General features: G+C 38.2%; 14 protein-coding genes and 1 pseudogene. 14 read left to right on the top strand and 1 reads right to left on the bottom strand.

The features are described 5' to 3' along the window. The first annotated feature begins 182 nt into the window (after positions 1 to 182). From ACE1TG_RS12205 to rsmI, 11 genes and pseudogenes are all read left to right on the top strand, one after another. On the top strand, positions 183 to 374 hold the full coding sequence (locus ACE1TG_RS12205; RefSeq protein ID WP_209481915.1) for a sigma factor G inhibitor Gin: 192 nt from the start codon (positions 183 to 185) through the stop codon (positions 372 to 374). An 82-nt stretch (positions 375 to 456) separates the two neighbouring features. Next, positions 457 to 1872: an aminotransferase class I/II-fold pyridoxal phosphate-dependent enzyme gene (locus ACE1TG_RS12200; RefSeq protein WP_375052666.1), complete on the top strand. Its 1416-nt coding sequence runs from the start codon at positions 457 to 459 to the stop codon at positions 1870 to 1872. 158 nt (positions 1873 to 2030) lie between these two features. Beyond that, positions 2031 to 2713: pseudogene (tmk, locus tag ACE1TG_RS12195) on the top strand (dTMP kinase). Further along, positions 2682 to 3011, top strand: a complete 330-nt coding sequence (locus ACE1TG_RS12190) for a cyclic-di-AMP receptor (RefSeq protein ID WP_092490969.1) — start codon at positions 2682 to 2684, stop codon at positions 3009 to 3011. The pseudogene tmk and the gene ACE1TG_RS12190 overlap by 32 nt, the downstream one beginning before the upstream one ends. A 54-nt stretch (positions 3012 to 3065) precedes the next feature. Next, on the top strand, positions 3066 to 3506 hold the full coding sequence (locus ACE1TG_RS12185; protein ID WP_375052665.1) for a YaaR family protein: 441 nt from the start codon (positions 3066 to 3068) through the stop codon (positions 3504 to 3506). A 24-nt stretch (positions 3507 to 3530) separates the two neighbouring features. Then, positions 3531 to 4520 carry a DNA polymerase III subunit delta' gene (gene holB / locus ACE1TG_RS12180; protein ID WP_375052664.1) on the top strand — a complete coding sequence of 330 codons (990 nt, stop codon included), beginning with the start codon at positions 3531 to 3533 and terminating at the stop codon, positions 4518 to 4520. Positions 4521 to 4524: 4 nt separating this feature from the next. Continuing rightward, a complete protein-coding gene (locus ACE1TG_RS12175) occupies positions 4525 to 5349 on the top strand; it encodes a PSP1 domain-containing protein (protein WP_375052663.1) in 825 nt (274 codons plus the stop codon). Between the two features lie 14 nt (positions 5350 to 5363). Further along, on the top strand, positions 5364 to 5708 hold the full coding sequence (gene yabA, locus ACE1TG_RS12170) for a DNA replication initiation control protein YabA (RefSeq protein ID WP_375052662.1): 345 nt from the start codon (positions 5364 to 5366) through the stop codon (positions 5706 to 5708). Positions 5709 to 5779: 71 nt separating this feature from the next. Further along, the gene (locus ACE1TG_RS12165; protein ID WP_375052661.1) at positions 5780 to 6523 is read left to right on the top strand and encodes a tRNA1(Val) (adenine(37)-N6)-methyltransferase; all 744 of its coding nucleotides are present in this window, start codon (positions 5780 to 5782) and stop codon (positions 6521 to 6523) included. After that, entirely contained in the window at positions 6513 to 6806 is a 294-nt protein-coding gene (locus ACE1TG_RS12160) for a GIY-YIG nuclease family protein (RefSeq protein ID WP_375052660.1), read from the top strand. The genes ACE1TG_RS12165 and ACE1TG_RS12160 overlap by 11 nt, the downstream gene beginning before the upstream one ends. Further along, a complete protein-coding gene (rsmI, locus tag ACE1TG_RS12155) occupies positions 6784 to 7665 on the top strand; it encodes a 16S rRNA (cytidine(1402)-2'-O)-methyltransferase (protein ID WP_375052659.1) in 882 nt (293 codons plus the stop codon). Before ACE1TG_RS12160 ends, rsmI begins: the two co-directional genes overlap by 23 nt. A 438-nt stretch (positions 7666 to 8103) precedes the next feature. Here rsmI and ACE1TG_RS12150 read toward each other — a convergent pair whose 3' ends face one another. Further along, entirely contained in the window at positions 8104 to 8382 is a 279-nt protein-coding gene (locus tag ACE1TG_RS12150; RefSeq protein ID WP_375052658.1) for a transition state genes transcriptional regulator AbrB, read from the bottom strand. A gap of 350 nt (positions 8383 to 8732) precedes the next feature. Here ACE1TG_RS12150 and metG point away from each other — a divergent pair, with 350 nt between their 5' ends. The 3 genes from metG to ACE1TG_RS12135 all read left to right on the top strand — a co-directional run bounded on the left by metG (position 8733) and on the right by ACE1TG_RS12135 (position 13038). Continuing rightward, positions 8733 to 10688, top strand: coding sequence for a methionine--tRNA ligase (gene metG / locus ACE1TG_RS12145; protein WP_375052657.1), 1956 nt, complete (start codon positions 8733 to 8735; stop codon positions 10686 to 10688). A 129-nt stretch (positions 10689 to 10817) separates the two neighbouring features. After that, a complete protein-coding gene (locus tag ACE1TG_RS12140; RefSeq protein ID WP_375052656.1) occupies positions 10818 to 11594 on the top strand; it encodes a TatD family hydrolase in 777 nt (258 codons plus the stop codon). A 238-nt stretch (positions 11595 to 11832) separates the two neighbouring features. Next, positions 11833 to 13038, top strand: a complete 1206-nt coding sequence (locus tag ACE1TG_RS12135) for a resuscitation-promoting factor (protein ID WP_375052655.1) — start codon at positions 11833 to 11835, stop codon at positions 13036 to 13038. Positions 13039 to 13104: the final 66 nt, after the last annotated feature.

Raw genomic sequence — 13104 nt, 5'->3', positions numbered from 1 at the left:
TTACGGGATTTGGACAATTGTCTGATGAATTACGGAAAAGGTGTAAGAAATATTTTCTGAAAATGTGGAAACATACAGGCTAACAATACATATAGTTATCAATAAGAAGTTTCGATGTTTCAAAGATTTTTATGTATATATTTCGTTAGATTAGGAGATACTAAGCTAACGGAGGTGGGGAGATGAAACAAGTAATTTTAAACGAGCGCTGTGGCATTTGTGAAGAGGAAAAAGAAAAAGGAATTCATTTATACAAACTATTTATCTGTTGTGAATGTGAACGAAATATGATTCATACGGAGCCAAGAGAAGAAAAATATCATTATTATCTACAAAAATTAAAAAATATGAATCAACCAACATTATATTCATAAATAGTAAGGTCTTTGCAGTTATACGTGCAGAGGCCTTTTTTGTTAAGATAAAAGAAGATGAATAAAGAGGATGGATTGTTATATGAAACAAAAAGCAACACCGTTATTTGATGCACTTCAACAGTTTTCTGAAATGAGCCCTATTTCCTTCCATGTGCCAGGTCATAAGAACGGAGGAATCTTCCCGGAAAATGCCCAAGCCTATTTCAATTCTGTTTTAAAGCTGGACATGACTGAACTGCCAGGTCTCGATGACTTACATGCTCCACAAGGTGCAATAGCGGAGGCGCAGAATCTGGCTGCTGAATATTTCGGTGCAGATAATACTTATTTTCTTGTAGGTGGAAGTACTGCAGGAAATCTTGCAATGATTTTAGCAACATGTTCAACTGATGAAAAAATAATTGTGCAGCGCAATAGTCATAAATCAATTTTCAACGGATTGGAATTAAGTGGGGCGAGGCCTGTTTTTATTACACCGGAATTCGATGACTCAGAAGGTCGCTACACAGCCCCAAGTAGCACTACGCTTAAGGATGCACTAAAACAGCATCCCGATGCAAAAGCTGTTGTACTGACCTATCCGGATTATTTCGGCAAATTATTTCCGATTAAAGAATCGATTGAACTTGCACATGAATATAATATACCAGTGCTTGTTGATGAGGCTCATGGTGTACATTTTTCACTAGATAAAGCATTTCCGCAGTCAGCACTTGATCTTGGAGCAGATGTAGTAGTCCACTCCGCGCATAAAATGGCTCCAGCAATGACGATGGGTTCTTTTTTACATCTGCGTTCAAAGCTTGTATCTAAAGCAAAAATTATGCATTATTTACAGCTGATTCAATCGAGCAGTCCATCCTATCCGCTAATGGCATCATTGGATATTGCCCGTTTGTTCTTAGCAACAATGCATAGAGAAGAGATAAATAACATTTTGGAAAGTGCTGCAATGGTCAAGGAAATTCTAAAGGCTCCGGATTTTTGGGATATACTCCCGGCAAACGATCCACTAAAATTAACACTGCATATGAATCAGGGGGTTTCCGCGAAAGATGCCGCAAGTCTTTTTGAAGATCAGAAAGTATTTCCGGAACTTGTTACGCATAATCAGGTATTATTTATTCATGGTCTTGCTCCTTTTGAAAATACCGATTATCTGAAAAAAGCAGTAAAACGAATAAAGGAACAATTAAAAATTAACCCAAATCATGCTACAATAGAGGTGAGCAATCTTTTTAGAGGAAGTATTCAGGAACTTGCTGTTTCTTATCAAACAATGCAACAACTAGAAACCAAACAAGTTCCACTTAATGAATCTTCAGGATATGTTGCAGCAGAAGCAATTATCCCATATCCACCTGGTATACCGCTTATTTTAAAAGGTGAGCTGGTCACAGATGAACATGTTATTATCATTGGACATTTAATAGAACAAGGAGTAACGATACAGCATCGTGATATAACGAATGAAATTAGCGTTTTTAGCAGATAAGAAAGTATAACTACTTTCTTACTGCATAAGTGCAACTAAGGCAACTCGCCTAAAGGCTTGGACTCCACAGTATAAGGGGGTCTAAGAAAGCAAATTACGCTTTCATAAGAATCCCTTTAACGAATGCCAAGTTTTCTAATATAAAGGAGCAGAATTACGTGAGCGGATATTTTATAACAGTTGAGGGTGGCGAAGGTGCAGGCAAATCATCTATTCTCCAATCTCTTGGAAACAAACTAACAGCGATGGGCTATGACGTTTTAACCACACGTGAACCTGGTGGAATCGAAATAGCCGAAAAGATACGAAAATTAATTCTTGACCCAACACATACAAGCATGGACGGAAGAACAGAAGCTCTACTCTATGCTGCCGCGCGCCGGCAACATTTAGCTGAAAAGGTATTACCAGCCTTAGATAGTGGGAGAATTGTATTATGTGACCGATTTATTGACAGCAGCTTAGCCTATCAAGGTTACGCAAGAGGTCTTGGGATGGATGAAGTCTTTATGATTAATCAATTTGCCATTCAGGATTGCATGCCTGATATGACATTATTTTTTGATATTGAACCAAAAAAAGGTTTAGAGCGCATTTCGGCGAATAAAGATAGAGAGAGGAACCGTTTAGATTTGGAAAATATCCAGTTCCATGAACAAGTCTATCACGCATATCAAAAACTTGTGCGAAAGTTCCCTGAGCGAATTCAAGTCATAGATGCTAATCAGCCTTTCGAACAAGTTGAAGCAGATGCAATGAATCTTATAGTTTCCCGTTTTAACAAATAAAGCGTAAGGGAGGTAAGGATCATGAAGTTAATTATTGCTGTTATTCAGGATAAAGATACGAACCGTCTCACTGATGCTTTGGGCGGGGAGAACTTCAAGACAACAAAACTTGCAACAACTGGTGGTTTTTTGAAAGAAGGCAATACCACTTTAATGATTGGCTGTGAGGATGAATATGTCGACGAAGCCTTAAACATAATCCGGGATAATTGCTCTCAACGCGAACAGATGGTAGCCCCTATTTCACCAATGGGTGGAAATGCAGATTCGTACATTCCAAAGCCTGTCAAAGTCGAAGTTGGTGGCGCCACAGTATTTATCCTGCCAATTGAATCATTTATGCAGTTTTAAGGTAAAGGCCAGCAACTGCTGGGAGATAAACAAAACAAGAAAGGGGCTGATTCTGTGAAAATTAATCAGGAAATTCCTTCACAAATGGACACGACAACTAAAAACCAGAAAGTAAGTGCAGATGGTCGCCCATCCTTTGATGGAATGGTTCAGTCCCAAACACATAAATTAAAACAGCAAGAAGTGCAGCAATTAATGAAAAATATTACGCTTCAGGGAGACAGGCTTGCTCGCTTTCGTTCATTTCAGGATTTAGTTAAATTTAAACGGATGGTTAAGGGTTTTTTACAGGAAACAGTCTATAATGGACTCGATTTAAAGAAGTCACATAGCTTTAGTATGGATGGGAACAACAGTAAACTGGCAATCGTCAAGAAAGTTGACGAAAAATTAATTGAACTTACCGAAGATATTATGAATCAGGAAAAAAAGACAGTAGATCTGCTTGGACTTATTGGAGAGATAAAGGGTTTACTGGTTAACTTATATACGTAAAGATTGATGTAAGGGCGGGGAATTATGAAAACGTGGTCTGAAGCAGCTGAAATCCAGCCATTAGCAAGTAAAATTATTACCAATAGCATAAAAAAAGACCGCATATCACACGCCTACCTCGTTCAAGGCGAACGGGGTACAGGGAAGGAAGCAATTGGTTTGTTACTCGCAAAAAGTCTTTTTTGCACAAATAAATCAGACGTTGAACCTTGCCAGGAATGTAATGAATGTAAACGTATAGATTCCGGGAATCATCCAGATCTGCACTGGATTGAACCTGAGGGACAATCGATAAAAAAAGAACAAATTGAACATCTGCAAAAAGAATTTACGTATTCAGGGGTTGAATCCAGTCAGAAAGTATATGTAGTTAAAGGTGCTGATACGTTAACCTTAAACGCAGCAAACCGCATTCTGAAGTTTTTGGAAGAGCCCAGTAGAAAGACTACAGCAATTATGATGACTGATAACAGTCAGTCGATTATTTCCACTATTCGCTCACGCTGTCAGGTGATTGATTTGCAGCCGTTGAATCCACAGGCTTTTCAGAGGCAATTGCTCGATTCAGGAATGTCTGAGAGAAGTGCCATTTTAATGAGCGCTTTGACGAATAATTTAGATGATGCAATCGCCCTGAATGAAGATGAGTGGTTTGCGCAGTCGCGAAAACTAATGGTACAATTAATAGAAATGTTTTCTAAAAATCCAGATGAAGTTTTTTTATTTATTCATAATCACTGGATGCCACACTTTAAGGAAAGAAAACAGCAGGAACAAGGGCTGGATTTATTAATGCTAGCTTTTAAAGATATTCTTTATTTTCATATAGGCAGAGAAGAAGCAATGGTAGTCTTTGCAAAGGATGACGAAAAAGTAGAAGGGCTTGTGATGTTTTTTTCACAGGAAGAATTGCTGACCATTCTAAATAAGCTTCTTGATGCTAAACGCAAATTGAAGCAGAATGTCAATCCAACACTGGTAATGGAGCAACTTACCGTTCAAATACAGAGGTGATGTAATGATTGAAGTTATAGGAGTCCGTTTTAAAAAAGCGGGTAAAATATATTATTTTGATCCTGGAGATAACAACATAGAAGTTGATAGTTATGTTGTTGTGGAAACGGTTCGTGGAATTGAATTTGGAAAAGTTGTTATCACGAACAAACAAGTCGATGAGGAGGATGTTGTTCTCCCATTAAAGAAAGTTATTCGTATAGCTGATGAGAAAGATAAACGTACCGTTGTTGAGAACCAGGAGCTTGCTGATAAAGCTTTTAAAACTGGTACGGAAAAAATTATCGAGCATGATCTTGATATGAATCTAGTGGAAGTAGAATTCACATTTGATCGTAATAAGATAATTTTCTATTTTACGGCAGACGGTCGTGTTGACTTCCGTAACTTAGTAAAAGATCTTGCTGCGCAGTTCAAAACCCGAATTGAACTTAGACAGATTGGTGTGCGTGACGAGGCAAAAATGTTAGGTGGAATTGGACCCTGTGGCAGAATGCTCTGTTGCTCCACATTTTTAGGGGACTTCGAACCAGTTTCTATTAAAATGGCTAAAGACCAAAACCTTTCATTAAACCCTGCAAAAATTTCTGGCTTATGTGGCCGTCTCATGTGCTGTTTGAAATATGAAAATGATGATTATGAAACAGCTAAGCGTGATTTACCTGATATTGGGCAGGCTATTACCACACCATATGGTACTGGTAAAGTAGTTGGTCTAAACATCCTGGAACGCGTCGTTCACATAGAAATGCCTGAAGCGGAACGTGTCATTGAATATACATTAGATGAACTAATTGATGAAGGAATAATTGCGCAAGCCACAGAATAGTGGGGTGAAAAGGCGTGAAGAAACGAGAAATTTTTGATCAGGTATCTGATATGGAAAAACAGATAGGTGAGTTATACGAACAGCTTGGAGATTTAAAAGGCAGGCTGAGTGATCTTTTGGAGGAAAATCATCGTCTTTCCATGGAGAATCATCATTTACGTAATCGTTTAGAAAGTACCGATGAGGATTTTAAGGAAGATGAGATTGTGGATCATTCAAAAGATATTCCTGGTGAGGGCTATGACAATCTGGCGAGACTGTATGAAGAAGGATTTCATATTTGTAATGTTCATTTTGGAAGTCCGCGTCAGGATGAAGACTGTTTGTTCTGTCTGTTATTTCTGAACAAAACGAAATAGGAAATAGTTTGGAATAGCTGTCTCTAGCATTAGGGACAGCTTTTCTAACATAGTAAGGATGGAAGTTGAGAATGATGCCATTATATGATGATGAACGACTTGATTATTTATTAGCGAAAGAGAATATGCATATCATCCAGAGTCCTACTGTGTTTTCTTTTTCACTTGATGCTGTGCTGCTTGCACATTTTACATACGTGCCGATTAAGAAAGGGAATATATTGGATCTTTGTACAGGGAATGGAGTTATTCCACTTTTGCTTTCCCGGCGGACAAACGCATCGATAGTTGGAGTCGAAATTCAGGAAAGAATAATTGATATGGCAATGCGGAATGTTAAGCTGAATGATTTAGGTGATCAACTTACGATGATTCAAGGTGACTTAAAAGAAATGCAAGCTGAATTGGGTCACAGTAAATTTGATTTAGTAACATGTAATCCGCCATATTTTCGAACACCAGAAAAAACCGAGCATAATAAAAATGACTTCCTAACGATTGCCCGGCATGAAGTTTACTGTACATTGGAAGATGTCGTTAAGGCTTGCAAGTTGCATGTACGTCCTGGCGGGAAGGTTGCAATGGTACATCGGCCAGGAAGGCTGGTAGATATTATAGCGTTATTCCGTAAATACAGGCTTGAGCCAAAACGCATACAATTTGTTTACCCTAAAAAGGGACGGGAAGCGAATATGCTTTTAATTGAGGCGACCCGAGATGGAAAAGCGGATTTAACTACGCTTTCTCCATTATATATTTATAACGATGATAATACGTATACGAAGGAAGCAGAGGATATTATTTATGGACGTTAATGAACATACTGTTTATATTTTAAAATGTAAAGATAATTCACTATATACTGGTTACACAAATGATCTTGAGCATAGGGTAGCGATGCATGAACAGGGTAAAGGTGCTAAATACACACGTGGTCGCGGCCCTTTTCAAGTCGTATTTGTGGAGAGGTTTTCGACAAAAGAGGAAGCATTACAAAAGGAATATCAAATCAAACAGCTTACACGTAAGGGAAAATTTCAACTAATTCGGGACAAGCTGAAAGAAGTGATCCAATATGAACATACAGAAAAGCTTTGATAAACAGGTTCAAGGTGCTGTTTATGTTGTTCCAACTCCAATTGGAAATTTGGAGGACATTACCTTCCGGGCATTAAAAATATTGAAAAGTGCTTCTGTCATTGCTGCAGAAGATACAAGAAACACGAGAAAACTGCTCAGTCATTTTGAAATATCAACTCCGCTTGTCAGCTATCATGAACATAATAAAGAGAGCCGTGAAAAACAGCTGCTTGATCGTGTAAATAATGATGAGTTGGTTGCAATTGTAAGTGACGCGGGTATGCCAGCTATTTCTGACCCTGGGTATGAATTGGTTCAAGCGGCGATTGAAGCTGGTCACTCTGTAATAGTTTTACCCGGAGCAAATGCAGCATTATGTGCGCTGGTTGGGTCAGGGTTACCCGCTTCTGAATTTCACTTTTACGGATTTTTACCACGAAAAAAGAAAGATAAAGTGGCTGAGCTGGAGCGGATAAAAACCCTGCAGGCAACGATACTTTTTTATGAATCTCCGTATCGATTAAAGGATACGCTGAAAGTAATGCATGAACAGCTTGGTAACAGGCAAATAGTTGCAGCACGGGAGCTTACCAAGAAATTTGAAGAATATGCACGTGGAACAGTTGAGGAACTTCTATTGTGGGCTGAAGAAAATGAGCTTAAAGGTGAGTTCTGTTTGGTTGTAGAGGGGACGAGTGAGGCATCAGTTATTGAAAATGAGCTCTGGTGGAGTCACCTTTCCATTACTGATCATGTAACACATTACATAGACGAAGATGGCCTATCAAGTAAGGATGCAATTAAACGTGCTGCAACTGACAGAAACATGGCAAAACGTGCTGTATATCAGGCTTTTCATGTTGATGATACTAATTAAAGGCTGCTTTCTAGAATTAACGAGTTCAGTTTTTGCCAGAGAAAAATGCGACTACCATTAGAAATCACATAATGATCAGCATACATTTCGCCCCTGCTGTTGGAGAATCGATTTTTTAACGGAACGAGGATCCGTCTCACCCTTCCGAGAGCATCTTTTCTGCTATTTAGCGGAATGAGGATTCACTTCGATTGTTTGGCGGATCCTCATTTTGAGTGGCAACACATCAGCCTCTTATTGATAGTATAATCCTGCTAGATTAAGCCGCAAACTTTTCCGTTTTATGCCTATGAGGCTGAAGTGTTACCCTAAGGAACGCGTTATAGCAGGCAAGTATTTTTCCGCACTGTGCCGTAGTCAATAGATGATTGCCAGCAACAAAACAGCATTAAAAAAGTGGCTGACGATTTGAATCGCGTCAGCCACTTTTATCACATACTATTTGTTTAATCGTGCTTGGACTTCATTAATGAGTTCCTGTGCTCCTTCAGGACTAAGAACAATTTTGCCATTTGCTAATGATAAGTTCTCATCAGAAGTATCCCCAGTTATCTGACAAGTCATATTTGGCTTGTATTTTTGTAGCACAATTTTATCATTATCAACATAAATTTCCAAAGCGTCTTTTACATGAATATCAAGTGTACGGCGTAATTCGATTGGAATAACTACTCGACCCAGTTCGTCAACCTTTCGTACAATTCCTGTAGATTTCAAATTCCATTCTCCCCTCTAACGGATAGAAAAACGTGACATATCACTAAATGTAAGTGATGGTTAGCCTTTCTATTACTTACTTTAATAAATTTTTTTCGGCATGTTTCGACATGTACATTAAATATATACTATCAACCATTGCTAATAGTGTCAACAAATTTTTAGCTTAAATTGTGAAAATTTGGTTAACTACTTAATTAGTTAATTATTCCGTTAAGTATCGTTATTTTGAAACAAAAGAGGGGCAATAGGTAATAATCTTTTAGTATTGAATGTTTAATGTCACGTAAGTGGAAAACTTATGATAAAATCGCTACAATAAGAATTAGTGATTGAGGAGGTAAGAAATAATGCCAAAAGAGCAAAAAACATTTTATATAACAACACCAATATATTATCCAAGTGGCAATTTACATATTGGACATGCTTATTCGACTGTGGCAGGAGATGCAATTGCCCGGTATAAGCGATTACGCGGGTATGAGGTAATGTACCTTACTGGAACTGATGAACACGGCCAAAAAATCCAGCGTAAAGCGAAAGAAAAAAATATGGAGCCACAAGCATATGTCGATGAAATTGTAAGTGGGATTCAGGATCTTTGGAAAAAATTAAAAATAACAAATGATGATTTTATCCGTACAACCGAGGAACGTCATAAAAAAGTTGTCGCACAGATATTTGACCAGCTTTTGAAACAAGGTGATATTTATCTGGATGAATATGAAGGGTGGTATTGTACATCATGTGAATCCTTCTTTACAGAGCGCCAGCTAGATGACGGCCATTGTCCGGATTGTGGTGGTCCTGTTGAAAAAGTAAAAGAGGAATCATACTTCTTCAAGATGAGTAAGTATGTTGACAGGCTTCTTGCATTTTATGAAGAGAATCCGCAGTTCATTCAGCCGGAGAGCCGCAAGAATGAAATGCTGAACAACTTTATTAAACCAGGATTAGAGGATTTGGCGGTATCAAGGACTACTTTTGATTGGGGCGTAAAGGTTCCTGGTGATCCGAAGCACGTTATTTATGTATGGATCGATGCACTCACAAATTATATCACGGCACTCGGATACGGAACGGATGATGATGGTTTATATCAGAAATTCTGGCCTGCTGATGTTCACTTGATGAGCAAGGAAATAGTCCGATTCCATACCATCTATTGGCCGATTATGTTAATGGCGTTGGATTTGCCGCTGCCGACAAAAGTCTTTTCACATGGATGGATTTTAATGAAAGACGGTAAAATGTCCAAGTCAAAAGGAAACGTAGTAGATCCGATTAAGTTAACGGATCGTTATGGTCTTGATGCACTTCGTTATTATTTACTACGTGAAGTTCCATTTGGATCTGATGGTGTGTTTACCCCTGAAGGCTTTGTGGATCGGACAAATTATGATCTTGCGAATGACCTTGGAAACTTACTAAATCGTACGGTTGCGATGATTGATAAGTATTTTGATGGGGAAATCCCCGCATATAAGGCTTCTGAGACAGAGATTGAACAATCACTTGAAACGTTACAGAAAGAAACCATTGCGAAAGTGGAAGACTCAATGGAAAATATGCAATTCTCTGTTGCGTTAGCCTCATTGTGGCAGCTTATTAGTCGTACGAATAAATATATTGATGAAACGGAGCCATGGATATTAGCTAAAGATGAAACGAAAAAAGACCGTTTAGGTAATGTAATGGCCCACCTTGTTGAGTCATTACGTAAAGTATCGATTATGCTTCAGCCATTCCTGACTGAAGCACCAGCAGAAATCTTCAAACAGCTAGGTGTTACAGAGGATTCGTTGAAAGAATGGGATAGTGTTCATTTGAATGCGGAAATTAAAGCAGGAACACCTGTTGATAAAGGAGAACCTATCTTTCCTCGTTTAGAAGTAGAAAAAGAAGTAGAAATAATTAAGGCAATGATGCAAAAACCGGCCCAAGAGAAGAATGCCGAAGAACAGGCACCAGAGCCAAAAGAGGAAATTGCGTTTGATGACTTTATGAAGCTTGATATGCGTGTTGCTGAAGTTCTTAAAGCAGATACAATAAAAAAGGCTGACAAACTATTAAAGCTGCAGCTGGATATTGGGACTGAAAAACGTCAGGTCGTATCGGGTATTGCAGAGCACTATAAACCTGAAGATTTAGTAGGGAAAAAGGTAATCTGTGTAACAAACCTGAAAGCCGTTAAACTGCGTGGAGAGATGTCAGAAGGAATGATTCTCTGTGGTGAAGATAATACAGGGAAGTTAGTTCTTGCTTCAGTTGAACAAACGCTGCCAAATGGTTCAGTTGTGAAGTAAATTTAGGAAAAGGTCAGCTCAATGAGTATGGCCTTTTCTATATTTAGCAGATACAAAAAGTATAACTACTTTCTTACTGTATAAGTGCAACTAAGGCATGACAAGTTTTTTAATGAAGGAGTGATTTATGTGCTATTTGACACACATGTCCATTTGAATGCAGCACAGTTTTCAGAGGACCGTGATGAAACGATCCAGCGGGCATTTGATGCTGGAGTAAAATATATGGTAGTGGTTGGATTTGACCGTGAAACAATTCCGCCAGCGCTTGAAATAGCTGAACAATACGAAACAATCTATGCAGCGGTTGGCTGGCATCCAGTAGATGCGGTTGATATGACAGATGAAGACTTAGCCTGGATTGAAGAATTATCTGCACACCCAAAAGTAGTTGCTATAGGAGAGATGGGCTTAGACTATCATTGGGATAAGTCCCCGAAAGAAGTTCAAAAGGACGTCTTTCGAAAGCAAATACAACTAGCTAAGAAAGTTAATATGCCAATAATTATTCATAACCGGGAGGCAACAGAAGATATTATCGAAATTTTACAGGAAGAGAATGCAAAAGAAATTGGCGGAATCATGCATTGCTATAACGATTCAGTTGATTATGTACAAGCATGCCTGGATATGAATTTCCACATATCGCTTGGAGGACCAGTGACATTTAAAAATGCGACAATGCCAAAAGAGGTAGCTGTTGAAGTACCTTCAGAACGATTACTGGTAGAAACGGATGCACCATTCCTTGCACCACATCCAAACAGAGGAAAACGCAACGAGCCCTCCTATGTTAAATTGGTGGCAGAGAAAATTGCTGAACTAAGGGATGTCCCATTCGATGAACTCAGTCGGATTACGACAGAAAACGCCTTTTCTTTATTTAAAATTGGAAAAAATACATGAAATTTGCTGAAATATAAGTGTAATAATCCACATAGTTATGGGTATTCTTTTGAGACTGGCTCTAATGTCAGTCTCTTTTTTTATGTAAAAAAACAAGTTATGCCAAGGTCTGAGAGGTGGTTGTTATACAAGGGTAATTATTTGTAACTTGAATGTAAACAAACCGTAAACGGATTATCGTTGAAATTGCATACAAGTATTACTATAATCAAAGTCGCAATAGAAGGAGGCAAAAAGCATGAAAATTTTTTCAAAGCTGTTGCCGGCGTCTAAAATGAAGCTGGTTATTTCTGTTATTGGTGTATTGGCACTGGTTGTGTTTTCTGGAGTTACACTTTTTGAAGCAACGAAAGCAGAAGTGGTAGTAACAGAAAATGGTAAAGAACAAACAGTAAAGACACACGCAAACACAGTAGAAGAACTACTGGCTGAATTAGGGATTAATTTTAGTAAACATGATAAACTTTCACATGATATGGATGCACAAATAGACGATGAAATGAACATTACATACAAAGAAGCTAATAAAATAACGGTAACAATAGATGGCAAAGAACAAACTTATCATACAACGATGGATACAGTTGGAGAATTCCTAAAGGAAAACAACATGACCTTATCAAAGCATGATGAAGTTTCACATGATAAATCAGATGCGGTTAGTGAAGGACTTGAGCTTTCCATCGATAAAGCATTTCAAATCACGATCAATGATGGCGGTAAGAATAAGAAAGTTTGGACTAACGGTGGAACAGTCGATCAGGTATTAGAAGAAAGTAAAATTTCCTACGATAAATCAGATAAAATTAAAGCAAACACAGATGGAAAGGTAACCGAAAATACCACTATTAAGGTAGTCCGTGTTGAAAAAGAAACTGTTGAAGTAGAGGAAAAAATTGATTATAAAACAGAAAAACGCGAAGATAAAAATCTTGAAAAAGGGAAAAAACGCGTTATAGAAGAAGGTAATGAAGGACTTTTAGTTAAAAAATTTGAAGTTACCAAAGAAAATGGCAAGGAAGTTAATCGCAAACTTATCAGCGAAAAGGTAAAGCAAGAAAGTGAAAACCGTGTGGTTGCATTCGGTACGAAAGAAGAGAAAGAATTAGTTACAGTTTCTAGCAGCAGTAATGATTCTGATAAATCTGGCGGAAAAGTATTTTCGATGCGGGTAACTGCATATAGCGCTGATTGTGCTGGATGTTCAGGTTATACTGCCACAGGAATTAATTTAAATGCGAATCCGAATAAAAAAGTCGTTTCAGTTGACCCAAGTGTTATACCATTAGGATCAACCGTATGGGTAGAAGGGTACGGAACTGCAATTGCTGGAGATACTGGTGGCGGTGTTAATGGTAACCATGTTGATGTCCATTTACCAACCAGGGCTGATGCATTAGCCTTTGGAACCAGATATAATGTAAAAGTTAAAGTGCTTGATTAATACATGATAAAATGCTCTTACCATGATAAAGTGGTAAGAGCATTTATTTATTATTGAAAAGAGGAT

Origin of the sequence: Virgibacillus sp. JSM 102003 (genome assembly GCF_041949995.1) — a bacterium.
GTDB lineage: Bacteria > Bacillota > Bacilli > Bacillales > Amphibacillaceae > Lentibacillus.
This window is presented reverse-complemented; position numbering and strand designations above follow the sequence as displayed.